Origin of the sequence: Curtobacterium sp. MCBD17_034 (assembly GCF_003234515.1) — a bacterium.
Taxonomy (GTDB): Bacteria; Actinomycetota; Actinomycetes; order Actinomycetales; family Microbacteriaceae; genus Curtobacterium.
In genome coordinates this window covers 392,524-410,032 of the sequence record NZ_QKTN01000002.1, presented here as the reverse complement: position 1 = coordinate 410,032, position 17,509 = coordinate 392,524, and the positions used below count along the sequence as shown (strand labels likewise).

General features: G+C 72.7%; 15 protein-coding genes. 8 read left to right on the top strand and 7 right to left on the bottom strand.

All coding sequences use genetic code 11. The annotated features are described in order from the left end of the window. Nucleotides 1–77 precede the first annotated feature (77 nt). The 5 genes from DEI92_RS05650 to DEI92_RS16465 all read left to right on the top strand — a co-directional run bounded on the left by DEI92_RS05650 (nucleotide 78) and on the right by DEI92_RS16465 (nucleotide 7,070). A complete protein-coding gene (locus DEI92_RS05650) occupies nucleotides 78–2,345 on the top strand; it encodes a glycosyltransferase family 39 protein (RefSeq protein WP_111012662.1) in 2,268 nt (755 codons plus the stop codon). A 10-nt stretch (nucleotides 2,346–2,355) separates the two neighbouring features. After that, complete coding sequence (locus DEI92_RS05645) at nucleotides 2,356–3,078, top strand: response regulator transcription factor (protein ID WP_111012661.1); 723 nt, start codon at nucleotides 2,356–2,358, stop codon at nucleotides 3,076–3,078. Nucleotides 3,079–3,146: 68 nt separating this feature from the next. Continuing rightward, nucleotides 3,147–4,592 carry a cell wall metabolism sensor histidine kinase WalK gene (locus DEI92_RS05640; RefSeq protein WP_181434660.1) on the top strand — a complete coding sequence of 482 codons (1,446 nt, stop codon included), beginning with the start codon at nucleotides 3,147–3,149 and terminating at the stop codon, nucleotides 4,590–4,592. A 97-nt stretch (nucleotides 4,593–4,689) separates the two neighbouring features. Next, nucleotides 4,690–6,009, top strand: a complete 1,320-nt coding sequence (locus tag DEI92_RS05635; protein ID WP_111012659.1) for a bifunctional glycosyltransferase family 2/GtrA family protein — start codon at nucleotides 4,690–4,692, stop codon at nucleotides 6,007–6,009. Nucleotides 6,010–6,077: 68 nt separating this feature from the next. Next, on the top strand, nucleotides 6,078–7,070 hold the full coding sequence (locus DEI92_RS16465; protein WP_181434658.1) for a hypothetical protein: 993 nt from the start codon (nucleotides 6,078–6,080) through the stop codon (nucleotides 7,068–7,070). A 42-nt stretch (nucleotides 7,071–7,112) separates the two neighbouring features. Here the strand turns inward: DEI92_RS16465 and DEI92_RS05620 are convergent, their stop codons facing one another. Both DEI92_RS05620 and DEI92_RS05615 read right to left on the bottom strand, forming a co-directional pair. After that, nucleotides 7,113–7,754, bottom strand: a complete 642-nt coding sequence (locus DEI92_RS05620) for an FMN-dependent NADH-azoreductase (RefSeq protein WP_111012869.1) — start codon at nucleotides 7,752–7,754, stop codon at nucleotides 7,113–7,115. A 10-nt stretch (nucleotides 7,755–7,764) separates the two neighbouring features. Further along, nucleotides 7,765–8,427 carry a QsdR family transcriptional regulator gene (locus tag DEI92_RS05615; protein ID WP_181434710.1) on the bottom strand — a complete coding sequence of 221 codons (663 nt, stop codon included), beginning with the start codon at nucleotides 8,425–8,427 and terminating at the stop codon, nucleotides 7,765–7,767. 63 nt (nucleotides 8,428–8,490) lie between these two features. On the opposite strand from DEI92_RS05615, the gene DEI92_RS05610 reads away from it, so the two are divergent. Further along, nucleotides 8,491–9,720: an acyl-CoA dehydrogenase family protein gene (locus DEI92_RS05610; protein ID WP_111012867.1), complete on the top strand. Its 1,230-nt coding sequence runs from the start codon at nucleotides 8,491–8,493 to the stop codon at nucleotides 9,718–9,720. Nucleotides 9,721–9,739: 19 nt separating this feature from the next. Here the strand turns inward: DEI92_RS05610 and DEI92_RS05605 are convergent, their stop codons facing one another. Together DEI92_RS05605 and DEI92_RS05600 are read right to left on the bottom strand one after the other, a co-directional pair. After that, the gene (locus tag DEI92_RS05605) at nucleotides 9,740–11,872 is read right to left on the bottom strand and encodes a prolyl oligopeptidase family serine peptidase (protein ID WP_111012656.1); all 2,133 of its coding nucleotides are present in this window, start codon (nucleotides 11,870–11,872) and stop codon (nucleotides 9,740–9,742) included. A gap of 75 nt (nucleotides 11,873–11,947) precedes the next feature. Beyond that, nucleotides 11,948–12,829: a patatin-like phospholipase family protein gene (locus DEI92_RS05600; protein ID WP_258370080.1), complete on the bottom strand. Its 882-nt coding sequence runs from the start codon at nucleotides 12,827–12,829 to the stop codon at nucleotides 11,948–11,950. Nucleotides 12,830–12,959: 130 nt separating this feature from the next. Here DEI92_RS05600 and DEI92_RS05595 point away from each other — a divergent pair, with 130 nt between their 5' ends. Further along, nucleotides 12,960–13,550, top strand: a complete 591-nt coding sequence (locus DEI92_RS05595) for a DoxX family protein (RefSeq protein ID WP_111012655.1) — start codon at nucleotides 12,960–12,962, stop codon at nucleotides 13,548–13,550. Nucleotides 13,551–13,562: 12 nt separating this feature from the next. On the opposite strand, the gene DEI92_RS05590 is transcribed toward DEI92_RS05595, so the two are convergent. The 3 genes from DEI92_RS05590 to DEI92_RS05580 all read right to left on the bottom strand — a co-directional run bounded on the left by DEI92_RS05590 (nucleotide 13,563) and on the right by DEI92_RS05580 (nucleotide 16,502). Continuing rightward, on the bottom strand, nucleotides 13,563–14,591 hold the full coding sequence (locus DEI92_RS05590) for an NADPH:quinone reductase (RefSeq protein WP_111012654.1): 1,029 nt from the start codon (nucleotides 14,589–14,591) through the stop codon (nucleotides 13,563–13,565). Between the two features lie 56 nt (nucleotides 14,592–14,647). Continuing rightward, nucleotides 14,648–15,028, bottom strand: a complete 381-nt coding sequence (locus tag DEI92_RS05585) for a helix-turn-helix domain-containing protein (protein ID WP_111012653.1) — start codon at nucleotides 15,026–15,028, stop codon at nucleotides 14,648–14,650. Between the two features lie 142 nt (nucleotides 15,029–15,170). Further along, a complete protein-coding gene (locus DEI92_RS05580; protein ID WP_111008595.1) occupies nucleotides 15,171–16,502 on the bottom strand; it encodes an MFS transporter in 1,332 nt (443 codons plus the stop codon). 138 nt (nucleotides 16,503–16,640) lie between these two features. Between DEI92_RS05580 and DEI92_RS05575 the strand changes: the two genes are divergently transcribed. Then, a complete protein-coding gene (locus DEI92_RS05575) occupies nucleotides 16,641–17,498 on the top strand; it encodes a LysR family transcriptional regulator (RefSeq protein WP_111008596.1) in 858 nt (285 codons plus the stop codon). Nucleotides 17,499–17,509: the final 11 nt, after the last annotated feature.

The window sequence follows — 17,509 nt, the reverse complement described above, 5'->3', positions numbered from 1 at the left end:
GCCGGCTGGCAGCCGTTCTGATCCACGGCATAGGGATCGCCGAGGAATCATACGCGCTCGCTCGGCATCCTCGACCCATGACCAGTCACCCGGCGACCCTGATCGACCGACCCGACCATCCCGCGGAGAGGAGGACCGCGGAACGACGCAGTGCGATCGTCCGACTCTTCCTCGGCGACCGCGCGGACGCGGCCTGGCTCCGTCCGGCGTTCTGGGCGCTGCTGCTCCTGACCGCCGTCTTGTACTTGTGGGACATCACGGTGTCCGGCTCCGCGAACAGCTTCTACGCCGCGGCGGTGCAGGCGGGCTCCGAGAGCTGGAAGTCCTGGTTCTTCGGGTCGCTCGACACTGCTGACTTCATCACGGTCGACAAGCCCCCTGCGTCCCTGTGGGTGATGGGACTCTCGGCGCGCATCTTCGGCTTCTCGAGCGCGAGCATGCTCGTGCCCGAGGCGCTCATGGCCGTCGCCTCCGTCGCGTTGACCTGGGGGGTGGTCCGTCGGACCCTCGCGCGACTCGGTGGCACGACGGCGAACGTCGGCGCGCTGCTCGCCGGGTTCGTCCTGGCGATGACCCCGGCCGCGGCGCTCATCTTCCGCTTCGACAACCCGGACGCCCTGCTCGTGCTGCTCATGACGGCCGCCGCGTACTGCACCGTCCGGGCCCTGCCCCGCGGGAGCTGGCGGTGGTTCGCGCTCGCCGGCGTCGCGCTCGGGTTCGCGTTCCTGACCAAGATGCTCCAGGGTCTGCTCGTCATGCCGGCCCTCGGACTCGTCTACGTGTTCGCGGCCCAGGCGAGCTGGCGCAAGCGCATCGTCGGCGCCGTCATCGGGATGGTGTCCCTCGTCGTCGCGGCGGGGTGGTGGGTGCTCACGGTGGCCCTCTGGCCAGCCGACGCCCGCCCGTACATCGGCGGATCGACCGACAACACCGTGCTCGACCTCGTGTTCGGCTACAACGGCCTCGGGCGGATCTTCGGCGGTGACGGCAACGGCGGCGGTGGCGGCGGCGGGATGACCGGGGGCACGGCCGGCTCGTCATTCGGCGGGTCGACCGGCCTCGAGCGGTTGTTCTCGTCCGAGATGGGGCTCGAGATCTCGTGGCTCCTCCCCGCGGCGCTCCTCGCGCTCGTCCTCGGCCTCGTGGCCGCTGGGCGGCGTCCTCCGGCCGATCCGGCCCGCGCCGGACTCGTGCTCTGGGGTGGATGGCTCCTGGTGACCGGGCTCGTGTTCAGCTACATGTCCGGCACGATCCACCCCTACTACACCGTCGCGCTCGCTCCAGCGATCGCGGGTCTGGTGGGCACCGGCGGGGCGATGCTCTGGGCCCGTCGTCGGTCGGCGCTCGGGACGCTCGGGCTCGCGGCCATGATCGCGATCACCGCGTCTTGGAGTTGGGCGCTCCTGGGCGAGAACGCGACCTGGGTGCCGTGGCTGCGGTGGGTCGTCCTCGTCGGCGGATTCCTGTCAGCCGGCGCCGTGGTAGTGGGGACCGTGCCGACTCTGCGCCGGCTCGTGGCGGTCGGCGTTCTCGCAGGCACGTTGTTCGGCCTCACCGGCACGACGGCGTACGCCGTGGCGACCACGACGGTCGGCCACACGGGGTCGATCCCGAGTGTCGGTCCTGCGGGGAGCGGATCCTCGGGGATGGGCGGCGCCGCGGGTGGCGTGGGCGGGGGCATGCCCGGTGGCACCGGTGGCCCCGGAGGCTCCTCCAGTGACTCCACCACCGGTTCCGGTGCCGGGACGGGCATGCCGCCCGGTGGGTCCGGAGGATCGGACCCGGACGCGACGACGGGGCAGCCGCCCGCCGGTGCGCCGGGGAGTTCGTCGGGCACGAGCGGCACGAGCGACGGGGGTGGCCGAGCGGCGGATGCCGGCACCATGGGCGGCGGGAGCCAGACCACCTCGACCGCGCTGCAGAAGCTCCTCGAGGCGTCCGACGCCAAGTGGGCGGCGGCCGTGAACGGATCGCAGTCCGCAGCGCAGCTCGAGCTCGACACCGACCAGGCCGTCATGGCCATCGGCGGTTGGTCGAGCGACCCGACACCGACGCTCGCGCAGTTCAAGGCATGGGTGAAGGAGGGCAAGGTCGGCTACTACATCGTCTCGAGCGGCATGGGCGGCGGCATGGGTGGCGGTCCGGGCGGTAGCTCGGCAGCGGACACGAGCGGCAGCGCTGGCGACACGAGCGGCAGCGTCGACGGCGATGACGGCGGAGCTGGCGGCGGGATGCCGGGCGGCCAGTCGACCAGCACGGCGAGCGCGATCCAGGCCTGGGTCGAGGCGCATTTCACGGCGAAGACAGTCGGGGGCCAGACGGTCTACGACCTCAGCGGCGACTAGGCTCACCGCGATGAGCAGCGCGCCCCTCACGAGGACCGACGGCACGCCCGTCCGGGTGCTCGTCGTGGACGACGAGGTCGCCCTCGCCCAGGCGATCGGCCTCGCGTTCACGGCCGACGGCTGGTCCACGCACGCGGTGCACCGCGGCCGCGACGTCCTGTTCGCAGCCCGGGAGTTCCAGCCGGACGTGGTGGTGCTCGACGTCATGCTGCCCGACATCGACGGCTTCGAGGTCCTGTCCCGGCTCCGGGACGCCCGCGATGACGCCCGCGTGTTGTTCCTCACCGCCAAGGACGCCCACGAGGACCGGATCGCCGGACTCACGGGCGGTGGGGACGACTACCTCACGAAGCCGTTCGGCATCGAGGAGTTGCTCGTCCGTGCGCGGATCCTCGCCCGGACGTCGTCGCGTGTGGTCGCCGACGGGGGGCCGGCCCGGCTCGTCGTCGAGGACCTGGAGCTCGACGAGGACACGCACGCGGTCACCCGCGGTGGCGAGGGCATCGACCTCACGGCGACCGAGTTCGAGCTCCTGCGGTACATGATGCGGAACGCACGACGGGTCCTCACCCGGGATCGCATCCTCACGAACGTCTGGGGGATGGACTTCGGGGCGTCGTCGAACCTCGTGGACATGTACGTGTCGTACCTGCGGCGCAAGGTGGACGCCGGGCGCGAGCCGCTCCTCCAGACCGTACGGGGCACCGGGTACGTCCTCCGCCCACCGACGTGAGGGCGTCCGGGGCCGGGAGTCCGCGGAAGGACCGGACGCGCTCGCTGCGGTGGCGGATCGTCCTCATCGTGGCGCTGCTCCTGACGGTCACGAACGTCGTCGTCGGCGTCGTGACCGTCGTGGCGTTCCGTGGGTACCTGTTCGGGCGCCTGGACGACGACCTGACGACCGCGTCACAGCGCGCGCTCGACGCGCAGAGCGACCTCCCGTCGCCGCCGCCGGACGGGCGCAACCCGCCCCCGGGCGTCACCGGCACCGACCCAGACCACGACTTCATCGGCGCACCCGGCCAGTCCGCGGACACGGTCGTCGCCGTCTCCCGGAAGGGAGCGTTCGTCCTCGCCGGGTACACCGACGCGAAGGGTGAGCAGCACCGTCTCGGCACCGCTGCGAAGGCGGCGCTCGCTCGGGTGCCGCGTGACGGCGACCCGGTCACGCGCGAGCTCGGCTCCCTCGGTGCCTACCGAGTGCTCGCCACCAGGTCGGACGGCGCGGTGTTCATCACGGCGCTCCCCGTGGGCGGCATCACGGCGGCGATCGCGCGGCTCGTCCTGGTCATCGCGATCGTCGCGGTGCTCGGGGTCGTGGTCGCTGCCTGGGCCGGGGCGATGCTCGTGCGTCGCGCGATGCGTCCGCTCTCGCGAGTCGCCGCCACCGCTTCGGCCGTCACCGCCCTCGATCTCGACCGCGGCGACGAGGGCATCCCCATCCGGGTCTCCGACGAGGACATCGGCGTCAGTCGCGAGGTCCGCCAGGTCGGCACGGCGCTGAACAGCCTGCTCGGGCACGTGTCGGAGGCCCTCGCCGTGCGGGATCGCGCCGAGACCCGCGTGCGCGCGTTCGTGGCGGACGCCTCCCACGAGCTACGGACGCCGCTCGCGACCATCCGGGCGTACGCGGAGCTGACGGGATCTGAACCCGTGTCGCCCGCGGTGCACCGGAACACCGAGCGGATCCGAGCCGAGGCGGTGCGCATGGGTGACCTCGTCGAGGAGCTCTTGCTGCTCGCTCGGCTCGACTCGACCGTGCCGCCCGTCCGGGAGCCCGTCGACCTGTCCGCACTCGCCGTCGAGACGACGATGGACGCCCGTGCGGCCGGGCCGGAGCACCGATGGGCGCTCGACCTCCACGACGAGCCGGTGGTGGTCATCGGCGACCCGGTCCAGCTGCGTCGGGTGGTCGTCAACCTCCTCGCCAACGCGCGGATCCACACGCCAGCGGGGACGCACGTCGCGGTCTCGGTGCACCGGGACGAGCGTGACGGAGCCGGTGCCCGCGCTCGGCTCGCCGTCGCGAACGACGGTCCTCCGATCTCAGCGGCGTCCCTGCCGACGCTGTTCGACCGGTTCAGCCGGGGTGACGCCTCGCGGTCGCGGTCGACGGGCACGACGGGGCTCGGTCTGTCGATCGTGCAGGCCGTTGCCCTCGCGCACGGCGGTTCGGTCTCGGTGACGAGTGGCCCGACCCGGACGGAGTTCGTCGTGTCGCTGCCGCTCGACGTCGCCGCCAGCTGAGGTCGCGCCGACCTCCTCGGCGACGCCTCGGTCGTTCTTACGGCGACCACAGGCCCCGGAAGCGCTTCCTCCATCCCCGCTCCGCACGCTGTCTGGCATGAGCGCACCGACGGACACCATCGACATCGACATCGTGGTGCCCTGCTACAACGAGCAGGGCACCCTCGCCGCGCACATCCGGCGGCTCCACAGCTTCCTCAGCGCTGAACCACTCGTGGCCGGGCCGGGACGGACGTGGCGGATCACCATCGCGGACAACGCCTCGACGGACGACACCGCCCGGATCGCGGACGACCTCGCCGCGATCCTGCCGCGGGTCGTCGCCGTGCACCTGCCGCTCAAGGGCCGCGGGCGCGCGCTCAAAGCGGTGTGGTCCGCTTCACCGGCCGAGGTCCTCGTCTACGTCGACGAGGATCTCTCCACCGACCTGGCGGCGCTCGGCCCACTCGTCGCGCCACTGCTGTCGGGCCACTCGGACCTCGCCATCGGAACTCGCTTGGTCGGGTCGTCGCGGGTCGTCCGGGGCGGCAAGCGGGAGTTCATCTCGCGCTCGTACAACGCGTTGCTCCGGACCGCCATGGGGGTGTCGTTCTCCGATGCCCAGTGCGGCTTCAAGGCGATCCGCCGCGACGTCGCTGCGCGTCTGCTGCCCCTCGTCCGTGACGACGCCTGGTTCTTCGACACCGAACTCCTCGTCCTCGCCGAGCACGCGAGACTGCGGATCCACGAGGTCCCCGTGGACTGGGTGGACGACGTCAACTCGTCGGTGGACATCACCGCGACCGCGCGGGAGGACCTCCGTGGAATGCTCCGCGTCGGCCGGGATCTCGCTCGTAGGCGATTGCCGCTCGCCGAGGTGTACGACGCCGTCGGGCGCCATCCGTTCACGACCCCGACGATCGGCTTGTTCGCGCAGGTGCTCCGGTTCGGCGCGGTGGGCGTGGCCTCGACCCTCGCATTCGCCCTGCTCTACGTCGTCCTGCAGCCGGCGCTCGGCGCTCAGGTCGCCGATTTCGTGGCGCTGATGGTCACCGCGATCGGCAACACGACTGTGAACCGCCGGTTCACGTTCGGCGTCCGGGGAGCGGCGGGTGCCGGGCGACACCAGGTACAGGGGCTCGTCGTGTTCGGCGTCGCCTGGCTCATCACCGCCGGGTCGCTGGCCGGACTCCACGCGACGGCCCCGCATGCCGGAAGCGGGACCGAGGTCGTCGTCCTGACGGTCGCGAACCTCGTCGCGACCGGGATGCGGTTCGTGCTGTTCAAGCTCTGGGTGTTCCGAGGGCGGCGCCGACAACCCGCCGATGGAGTCGAGCGCCCCGCGTCCGACGTCGCCACACGTCCGATGAGGGCCGTCGGCGACGAATCCGCGCCAGCCGCCACCTCGTCCGTCCCGTTCCAGCAGGTGCGGCCCTGACGACGTCCGCTCCTCAGGGGCGCTCCCACATCTCGAACATCCGACCGCCACAACCAGGACCAGGCATCATGACGACCACGTCAGCCGGCTCGAGCCGCCCCGCGATCAGCGCCGCCACCGACCGCACCGCCACCGACCGCACCACCACCGTCTCCCGCGCATCGCGCCGACCCCTCCTCCTCCGAGCATCGGCCTCGGTCGGCGTGCTCGCCCTCGTGGCTGCCCTGACGGCCTGTTCGTCATCGAACGGCACCGACCAGACCGCCACGGGGGCGTCGACCGCGGGTGGCACGAGCGTCGCCGGCCGGGGCATCGGCGGGATGGTCCGCGGGACGATCGCCTCGGTCGGCTCGGGAACGCTCGCGGTCACGACGACGTCGGACACATCCGACACGACGACCCTGACCTACTCGTCCTCGACCACGATCGAACAGCTCGTCGATGCGTCGCTGTCCGACGTCAGCAAGGGCGTCTGCGTGAGCGCGTCATCGATGCCGGCGTCGGGCTCGTCGGGCTCGGGCACCTCCTCCGACACCGCGACCGCGTCGACGGTCACGGTCTCGACCGCGGTCGACGGTGCCTGCACGACCGGCACTGCCCCCGGCGGTGCACCGGGTGGTTCCGCCCCGGGTGGTACCGGGGCGGGCTCAACGGACGCAACTGCCCCGAGCGGCGCGCCGACCGGGGGACCGGGAGGAGCGGGCGGACCAGGCGGGGGATCCGGCGGTTCCGGTATGGGCGGTGCGGTCTCGGGCCTCGTCACGAAGGTCTCGGGGTCGACGATCACCGTCCGGACGACGGGCGCGTCCGGTGCATCATCGACGTCGACGTTCTCGGTCGACGCGGACACGACCTACATGAGGACGGCGTCGGCGACGTCGTCGGCGTTCGCCGTCGGTGAGTGCGTGCAGGCCTCGGCCTCGTCCTCGTCCTCGTCGTCATCCGGCTCGTCGATCGCCGCGACGACCATCACCGTCTCCGCCGCCAGCTCGGCCGGCTGCACCACGCGACCGGGTGCCGGCTCCGACTCCGGCTCCGGCTCGAGCGACGGCGACTCCTGACGCCGGCCCTCGGTGCAGCGAGGCGGATCCTGAGGTCCGACCTCAGGCCAGCGTCGACCCGAGTCGGGCGAGCTCGCGCTCGGCGTCCGCGAACTCGGCGCGGGCACGCTCCCGGTACGGCGCGAGCGCGGGGACGGTCTCGGCGAGGGTCGTGCTCGCGGTCACGGTGTGGACGTCCATGCCGAGTGCGGTCCCGAGGATCAGCTCGAGCACGGGCGTTCCGTGGTCCCAGCCCTCGGTCGGGGTCCCCGCGTCGTAGGCGCCACCGCGGGTGACGACCACCACGGCGGGACGCCCGGCGAGCGGGCCGGTCGACCCGGCGTCCGGCACGAGCACCCCGGGCAGGTGCACCCGGTCGATCCAGGTCTTCAGGGTCGACGGCAGCGAGTAGTTGTACAGCGGCGCCCCGACGAGCAGGACGTCCGCGGCGAGCAGCTCGTCGACGACGGACTGCAGGAGCTCCTGCGATCCGGCGGGGACGTCCGCGCCGGGCCGGCGTTCCGCGGCCGGCCAGTGCAACGCCGATGCCTCGAGGTGGGGGAGCGGGTGCACGTGCAGGTCCCGGTACGTGACGGTGTGGTCGGCACCACGAGCCCGCCAGGCGTCCGCGAACACCGCGGTGAGAGCACGGGACCGCGACGCGGCGAGGTCGGCGGACGAGTCGAGGTGCAGGAGCGTGGGCATGGTCGCCACGCTATCCGGCGGTCGGTTCGGACGGGGGCGGGGTGGCCGGCGCGGACGGACGGAGGACGTACTCGAAGGCGGCGCGAGCCCGGTCGGCGTCCGGCGGCTCGCCCGAGATGAGGTCGGCGTACGAGAACGACTCCGAGATCCGGACGAGCAGCGATGCCACCTCGCGTGCCGACAGTGGCGCGGGATCGAAGCGCGCCGCGGCCGATTCCTCGTCGATCAGGGTGGTGACGACCGCGACGAGCCGGCGCTGCACGTCACTGTCCGTGGTCGTGAGCAGTCGCAGCGCGCGCGAGGGCTCCCGCGTCAGGAACACGCGGAAGTACGGCGCCTCGATGAGGTCGGCCGTGAACCGGGTCAGCACGCCGACGATCCGGGCGGCACCGGTGGTGGTCACGGCGCGGTCGGCCGCGTCGAGCGTCGGCACGGCCAGGGACCACAGCACCTCGGACAGCAGCTGGTCCCGGTTGCCGACCCAGCGGAACAGGCTCGTGCGGTCGACGCCGAGCTCGGCGGCCAGGCGGCCCATGTCGATCCGCTCGCCGTCCACGAACCGGTGTCGCGCGGAACGGAACGCGCGGAGGGCGTCGGGATGGGCCTCCAGACGGGCGGAGAGGGTGCTCGGGACGAGCGCCGTGCCGTGCTGGCCGAGCCGCGCCTCCCGCATACCGTCCACCACCGGAGCCTACGCGTGTTGCAACGTTCCCCAGAACGATGCACCATGGGGGTCATGTCAACGACGACCCCCGCCGCCGCTGCATCGCTCGACACGACCGAGCGCGTGCAGCGGGCCCACCTCGAGGCCGACTTCTACCGCTTCCAGGACGACCTGACCGACGTCGAGCGCGAACGCGTCCTGGCGCTCCGCGCGTTCATGGAGGACCGGGTCGCGCCGATCGCCGACCGCACGTGGGCGGACGCGGAGTTCCCGACGCACCTCATCCGGCCGCTCGCCGAGACCGGGGTACTCGGATCCGGGATCCCGCTCGTCGCCCGGTTCGAGAACTCGGCGGTGTACCGGGGGTGGGCGGCCCTCGAGATGGGCCGGGTCGACGCGGGCATGGCGACCTTCGTCGGCGTGCAGTCCGGCCTCGCCATGAACGCCATCGCCGTCGCGGGCAGCGAGGACCAGCAGCGCGCGTGGCTGCCGCGCATGGCCACCGGCGAACTCGTCGGTGCGTTCGGCCTGACGGAACCGCGCTCGGGGTCGGACTCGGCCCGCGGTCTCCGCACCACGGCCCGACGCGAGGGCGACACCTGGGTCCTCGACGGCGAGAAGCGTTGGATCGGCAACGCGACGTTCGCCGACGTCGTCGTGATCTGGGCCAAGGACGTGGCCGACGGGCAGGTCAAGGGATTCCTCGTGACCACGGACTCGCCGGGGTTCACCGCCACGAAGATCGAGGACAAGATCTCGCTCCGGACGGTGCAGAACGCCGACATCGTGCTCCGCGACGTGCGTGTCCCCGAGGAGCGGCGGCTGCAGCGTGCCCGGTCGTTCCGGGACACCGCGGCGGTGCTCCGGCTCACCCGGTGCGAGGTCGCGTGGCAGGCGATCGGCATCGCCGTCGGTGCGTACGAGGCCGCCCTCCGGTACGCGCGGGAGCGCGAGCAGTTCGGCAAGCCGATCGCCCGGCACCAGCTGGTGCAGGACCTCCTGGTCCGCTCGGTCGGCAACATCACGGCGTCGATCGCGCTGTGCACCCAGGCGTCGGCGCTGCAGGACCGCGGCGATCACCGCGACGAGTTCTCCGCGCTGGCCAAGGCGTTCGCGACGGCGCGGATGCGCGAGACCGTCGGCTGGTGTCGTGAGGTCCTCGGCGGCAACGGCATCGTCCTGGGCGCGGGCGTCGCGCGGTCCTTCGCCGACGCCGAGGCGATCTACTCGTACGAAGGCACCCGCGAGATGAACACGCTCATCGTGGGACGTGCGATCACGGGGCACGCCGCATTCGTGTGACCGCTGCCGCCCGGCGTCCTCACCCGAGCAGTTCCGGCCGCTCCCAGGCCTCGCCGAGCACGTGCTGGGCGAGGAACGCGAACACCGTCTCGTACCAGACCTTCGCGTGCTGCGGCGTGAGGATCCAGTGGTTCTCGTTCGGGAAGTACAGGAACCGGTGCGGCATGGTGCCGTCGGGGTCGGCGTGGTGCTCGGCCAGCTCCGACCAGAGCCGCAGCCCCTCGCCGATCGGCACGCGGTAGTCCTTGTCGCCGTGGATCACGAGCATCGGTGTCGTGATCGCGTCCACGGACCGGTGCGGGTCGTTCTCGGCCATGCCCTCGGCCGTGAAGATGGACTGCCAGTAGTACGACGCGTCGGTGGTGCCGGCGAACTGGTCGAGCGCCCAGAGACTCGCGTGCGTGACGATCGCGTCGAAGCGGTCGGTGTGCCCGGCGGCCCAGTTCGCCATGTAGCCGCCGAAGGAGCCACCCATGGCCGCGGTCCGGGTCTCGTCGACGTCGGGCCGCGCCACGACGGCGTCGGTGATGGCGAGGAGGTCGGTGTAGGGCGCCTGCCCCCAGGCGTTCCAGCCGCGCGCGATGAACTCGAGGCCGTACCCGGTGGACAGTGCCGGGTCGGGCAGCAGGACCGCGTAGCCCCGCGCCGCGGCGACCATCGGACTCCACCGCCAGCTCCAGGCGTTCCAGCTGCTGAGCGGTCCACCGTGGATCCACAGCAGGAACGGCGCGGGCGCGTCGGCCGACGCGCCCGTCGGCAGGACGAGCCAGCCGCGCACGCGCGTCCCGTCCGCGGTCGTCGTCTCGACCTCCTCGACGCGGCCCGGCACCGCGGGCAGCGGCGCGGGGGTCGGCAGGGCGGTCACGGTGCCGTCGGGGTCGATCCGGACCGGGTGCAGCGGCGCCGCCCAGGAGGACCGGAGCGCGACGACGACGCCAGTCGCCCGGTCCACTGCCACCCCGCTGTACGCGTGCTCGTCCGTGGTGCGCTGTTCGACGGCGCTCCCGTCGAGCGGGATCCGGAACACCGGCGCGCGGCCGTCCTGGTCCGCGGTGGCGATGAGGGCGCGGTCGTCGGCGTCGAACACGAACTCGTTCGCCCAGCGGTCCCACTCCGTCGCGATGCGTCGGGCGTGGCCGCCGTCGAGGTCCGCCACCCAGATCTCACGGTCGGCGGGCCCGGCCGGGGTGTCCCGCGGGGCGCGCACCCAAGCGATCGTCGTGCCGTCGTGGCTGACGGCCGGCATCTCGTGGAACACGTCCGGCTCGTCGAACAGCGTGGTGCGCTCACCGGTCTCGGTGTCGATCGCGACGAGCACGGCCCGGACACCGCGCTGCTCGTGCACCGTGAGGGCCGCCACGAGCGTGCGGCCGTCCGGTGTCAGCGCCTGCCCGGCCGTGTCGGCGGAGCGCCCGGGGAACGGCGTGAGGTCGCGCGGGCGCGGGAGGTCCGCGGGGTACTCGGCGGTGACGGCGACCGGTGCATCGGCCACCGCGACCTCGTCCGGGGCTGCGGTGCCCGGTGCGACGGGAGCGTCGAGCGTCTCGTGCAGGTCGCCGAGGTCGAGCGCCAACAGGTGCGGCTCGTCGGGTCCGAGGTCGTGGTCCCAGAAGCGGACCGGGTGGGTCTCGTGCAGGATCGCCGCGACGGCGTGCTCCTTCCGGGCCGCGCGGAGTTCGGCGTCGCGTTCGAGCAGGCGCCCCTCGGCGTCGTTCGCACCCGGGAGCAGCCCCGCGCTGATGACCACGGTGTCGGCCTCCCGCGCGGTCGCCGCGATGCCCGCACCACCGGCGAGTCGCGTGACCGCCCGGGCCTCGCCGCCGGCGGCGGGCAGGAGCCACACCTGACCGGCCTCGGTGTCCTTCGCGGCGTCGGCGTCCGGACGGGCGGAGACGAACAGGACGTCGCCGTTCCGGGTGAACGCGACGCCGCCCTCGCCCTTCGCCGAGCGGGTGAGCCGCACCGGCACGCCCTCGCCCGACGTCGGCACGGACCAGATCGAGCGGGTGTACCCGGTCCGGTCGTGGTCGAGCGTGCTCACCGTGAGCGCCACGCGCGTGCCGTCCGGCGACAGCGCGATGCCGTCGACACGGGGGAGCGCCACGAAGGCGTCGAGGTCGGAGAACGGTGTGGCGTCGTCGTCGTTCGGCATCCACCCACGCTATCGGAGGGCGGCGACACGGCCTCGGAGTCGGCCGATCCGACCGAGCGCCAGCCGACCGATCGCTCAGCCGACCCAGAAGTCGCGGACGCGCGCGGCCACGGCGGCTGCCTGCGCCCGACCGGCGTGCGCGGCGGGGGCCCGGGTCGACAGCGCCAGGACGTTCGCGCCGTAGGCGGCCTGGCTCGTGGCGTCCGCGACGACCACCTCGACGGCCGAACCGTCGTGCCGCAGACCGGCCACTGCGCGGTCGAGCCACGGACCGGTCGGGCTCGGGTCCTCCGCACGGCAGGCGATGACGAGCACGCGCTCGTACCCCGCCGCGGCGTCCGCGTTCGTCCCCGAGCGGGCGCCGCCGTCGACGTACGGGCGGCCGTCGACGGTCACCGGGGACCACACGAGGGGCACGGAGCAGCTCGCCGCGATCGCGCGGGTCAACGGGACGCCGTCGGCGGCGGTGAGCACCCGGAACGACCCGTCGGTCGCGTCGACGGTGGTGATGCCGAGGGGCGCGTCCGGCCACGTGTCGGCGGGGAACGTCGCGCGGAACGAGGCGATGCGTTCCTCCTGGCTCTGTCCCGACGTCACGGTGCGCGCGAGGCGACCGATGCGGGCGCGAGCGTCCTGGTCGCCCGTGGCGCCCTGGAGCGCGGCCACGTACTGCGCGCCGATCGCGGCCCAGTCGGGCGAGGCCGGTTCCTCGTAGTCCCACGGCACGTCATCGACCTGCTGACCGTAGGCGTCCGCGACGCCACCCGTCCGGAGCAGGGTGCCCACGACGCTGCCGGCGCTCGTCCCGACCACGAGATCGGCGTCGGCGAGCGGGATCCCGGCGTCGAGCAGCCCGCTCAGGAGCCCGAGCTCCCACGCGATGCCGGCGACGCCACCTCCACCCAGGACGATCGCGGTGTGCTGTGGGCGGTCGGTCAGGTCCGGCAGGTCGGTCACCCCTCTTGCCTACCGCATCGTCCTCGGGGAGTCCGGAGCGTCGACCGGCGGGCGCGTGCCGGAGAGCGTGAGTACGTTCGGCGACACCGGCCCGCGTGGTGCGGGCCCGTCGACACCAGGGAGGAACTCCATGCGTCATCCGGGAACCACGGCGGCGACCACCGCAACGACCCTGCTCCGCGTCGCCCTCGGGGCGGTGCTCGTCGCGCACGGTTCGCAGAAGCTCTTCGGGGCGTTCGGCGGTGGTGGCATCGAGGGCACCGCGCAGGGCATGCACGCGATGGGCTTCCGGCCGGCGAAACCGCACGCCGTGCTCGCTGGGCTCGGTGAGGCGGGGTCGGGAGCGGCCCTCGTGCTGGGGCTCGGGACCCCCGTGGCCGGTGCCGGCGCGGCGACGACCATGGGCACGGCGGCGAGCATCCACGTGCCGAACGGGTTCTTCAACGCCGACGGCGGGTTCGAGTTCCCCGCGTTCCTGGGATTCGCCGCGTCGATGTTCGCGCTCGGTGGGCCGGGAGCGGTCTCCCTCGACCACGCGACCGGGCACGTGTTCGACCGCCCGTGGATGCGCGGCCTGGCCCTGGCGGCCGTCCCGGTCGCGATCGCCGTGCAGGTCACGCGCCGGAAGCGGGCGCTCGCGGCGGACCCGACCGAGCCTCCGGCGGAGAGCACGGCCGAGACGCCGGAGGCGGCGGGGTCCTCGGACCCCGAGGAGGGCTGACCGCGCCCCGCCTCACTCGGGCTGGACGTCGATGAGCACCTTGCCGACCGCGTCGTGCTCGACCGCGTCGTGCGCGTCGGCCGTCCGCTCGAGCGGGAACCGCGTGATCGGGAGGCCGTGCTCCTCGCCGACGGGCAGCGCCCCGTCGCGCAGGGCCGCGGTGACGTCCTCGACCGCCGCGCGGAGCGCCACCTCGCCCATCGTGTAGAGCAGGACGAACTGGTACCGCGCGTTCAGGGCCATGTTCGGCCGGACCTGCAGCGTGGCCTCGTCGCCGCCGTTGTTCGCGTACATCGCGATGACACCGCGGGTGGCGAGCACCTGCGCGTCGAGGTCGGCGTTCTGCGGGATGGCCACCTCCACCACGATGTCGACGCCGTCCGGCGCGAACGCCCGGACCTGGTCCGCGGCGTCGTCGTCGTGGTAGTCGACGGTCGCGTGGGCGCCGGCCGCGGTCGCGAGTGCTGCCTTCGCGGGGCTGCTGATCGTCGAGACGACACGGGCACCGGACCAGGCGGCGAGCTGGATGGCGGCGTGCCCGACGGCACCCGCGCCACCGGCGACGAGCACGGTCCGTCCCGCGAGCGCCCCGTGACCGAGACGTGTCGGCCCGTCCTCGTGCACGGTGAGCGCGCGGTGCGCGGTCAGTGCGGGGACCCCGAGCGACGCGGCCACGTCCCAGTCGACGCCGTCGGGCAACGCCGCGACACGCTCCCGTGGCAGGACGGTGTACTCCTGCGCGGTGCCCGTCGGACGCTGCTGCGCGGAGAGGAAGGTCCAGACACGGTCACCGACCACCAGGCCGTCGACACCGTCGCCGAGGGCGTCGACCACGCCCGCGCCGTCCTGGTTGGGGGTGACCTCGGGGAACGGCAACCGAGACCCGTCCGTGCCGCCGCGCCGCGACTTCCAGTCGGTCGGGTTCACGCCGGAACGGACCACCCGGACGCGGACCTCGCCCGGGCCGGGCTCGGGGACGTCCCGCTCGACGAGCTCGAGGACGGAGGGGTCACCGGTGTGGGTGTAGACGATCGATCGCATACCGGCAGGCAACCACGCGGACGCGCCGGGTGTTCCGGTGGACCCCGGGTCGACCGTCAGCGTTCGTCGTACGCCGCGCGGGCCGCGAGGACGTCGTCCATGTGGCCAGTCGCCCAGTCCTCGAGCCCGGCGAGCACGGTCCGGAGCGACCACCCGGCATCGGTCAGGGCGTACTCGACGTGCGGCGGGATCTCCGGGAACACCGTGCGCGTGACGAGGCCGTCCCGCTCGAGCGCCCGCAGCGTCTGCGTCAGCATCTTCTGCGACACGCCGTCGACCCGCCCCGCGATCGCGGAGTACCGCCGTGGCCCGTCGACGAGCGCCCCGAGCGTGAGGACGGTCCACCGGTCACCGATGCGGTCGAGCAGTTGCCGGGTGGGGCAGTCCCGCGCGTACGGGCTGTACGCCTCGTACCGTGGTGCGTCCGTCGTGGTCATCGTCCCCGCTCCTCGCCGTGCACCCGCGAGGTGCCCGCTTCCCCGAAGAGAGTAACGCCCTGATGGTGCGGTTCCAGACGGGGTGCACGACGGACGGGAGGGGCGGGGCGGCTCCGCCCCGTCCCTCCCGTCCGTCGGCCCCCTAGTGCTGGCCGACGATGGCCGGGAGCGGCAGGTGGTGCCGCAGGCGGACCTCCAGGTGCAGGCCGCCCCGTCGAGCGAGCACGACCGCGATGACCGCGGCGGCGATCGCGGGCACCCCACCCGCGACGACCATGCCGACGTGCGCACCGAAGCGGTCGACGATCTGCCCCATGACCGGCCCGCCGATCGCCTGGCCGCCGAGCAGGACGAGCACGTACAGCGACATCACACGGCCGCGGATCCCGATGTTCGACGACATCTGGACGAGTGAGTTCGACGCCGTCTGGAACAGCAGCTGCGCCATCCCGACCGCGACGAGGATGAGCGCGAACGGCGCGATCATCGGCGCGGCGCCGGCGAGGACGAGGAGCAGCCCCGTGATGCCGACGCCGCCGACGATGGTCCGCAGTCGTACCACCGCACGCCGCGTCGACAGGAGCGCGCCGGTCAGCGCGCCGATCGCGACCATCGAGTTGAACACGCCGTAGCCGCCGGCCCCGACGTGGTAGACGTCCGAGGCGAACGCGGACAGGAGGACCGGCATGGTCAGCGCGAACACCGAGAAGAACGCGACGAGCACCACGGGCACGATGATCGTCGGCTTCCGGATGGCGTAGCGGAGGCCCTCCTGCAGCTGCCCCTTCGACGGCGGCACGGCCGGCATCCGGTGGAGTTCGGAGACGCGGAGGAACCCCAGGGTCACCACGACCGCCGCGCAGGCGATGCCGTTGATGCCGAACGACCAGCCCGCCCCGACCGCGACGAGCAGGATGCCGGAGAGCGCCGGGCCGATCATGCCGCCGAGCTGGAACACCGACGAGTTGACGCTGATCGCGTTCCGGAGGTGCTCCTGTCCGACGATCTCGGTGACGAACACCTGCCGCGCCGGATTGTCGATCACGGTGACGAGCCCGACGACGAACGCGATCACCCAGATGTGCCAGGCCTGCACGACCCCCGCGAGCGTCAGCGCCGCCAGCACGCCGCTGAGCAGCGCGAACGACGCCTGCGTGAGCATCATCAGCGCACGCTTCGAGTAGCGGTCCACGATGACGCCGCCGAACAGGCCGAACAGGAGCATCGGGGCGAACTGCATCGCGACGGTGATCCCGACGTCCGCCACGGAGTGCGTGAGCTGGAGCACGAGCCAGTCCTGCGCGACGCGCTGCATCCACCCGGCGGTCATCGCGACCAGGTTCGTCGCCGTGAAGAGCCGGAAGTTCGGTACCGACAGGGCGATGAGGGTGTGTCGCCACGGCGGGCGGGTCGCCAGGACGGGGAGCGGCTCGGTCGGCGGGTAGAGGGTGGACGAGGACGAGGGGGCGCTCACGGTTCTGGGGCTCCGGCGATCGGTGGCGAATGCTGTTCATCTTCGAAACTAATCGCCGAGACCCATTGCCGAGGGCTATCGTCCCTATCAATCCATTGCGTTCCGTGATGACCATCGCCGCGACCACCGGGGGAACTGTTGCTCGATCCGATCCTGCTCCGCACGTTCCTGACGGTCGCGGAGACCCTGAGCTTCACGCAGGCCGCGGGCCGACTCGGCATCAGCCAACCCACCGTCAGCCAGCACGTCCGGAAGCTCGAGACCGCGGTGTCCCGGACCCTCCTCGTCCGGGACACACGGGGCGTGGCGCTCACGGACAACGGCGACGCCATGGCCGGTTTCGCGCGCACGATCCTCGCCGCACACGGGCAGGCCGATGCGTACTTCTCGGGCCAGGCGAACCGCGGGCGCCTGCGCTTCGGGGCGGCCGACGACCTCGCGATCACCCAGCTGCCCCGCATCCTCCGCGACTTCCGGCGGCTCCACCCGCACATCAACCTCGAGCTCACGGTCAACCAGTCGGGTCCGCTGCTCCGGCGGCTCAAGGCCGGTCAGCTCGACCTCGTGTTCATCAAGCAGACCGCCGGGCAGCCCGCCGAGGGCACGCGCGTCGCGAGCGACCAGATGGTGTGGATGGCCCAGGACGGCATCGCGCTCGAGCCGAACGAACCCGTGCCGCTCATCGCCTACCAGGCGCCGAGCATCAGTCGCCAGATGGCCATCGACGCGCTCGAGGCCGTCGGCCGCACGTGGCGGATCACGTGCAACACGCGCGACGTCAACGGCGTGCTCGCGGCGGTCCGAGCAGGCATCGGGGTGGCGGTGTTCCCGCACTCCCTCATCCCGGCCGACCTCGTCAAGGTGTCCCAGCGGCTGGTGTTGCCGGACCTCCCGGCCGTCGACTACGTCCTCATGGCGAACCCGGCCGCCGGTCGCGGGCCGGTCGACGCGTTGACGAACGCGATCCTCAGCCGCGGCGTGATCCGCGCGGTCTGACCCGCGCGGTC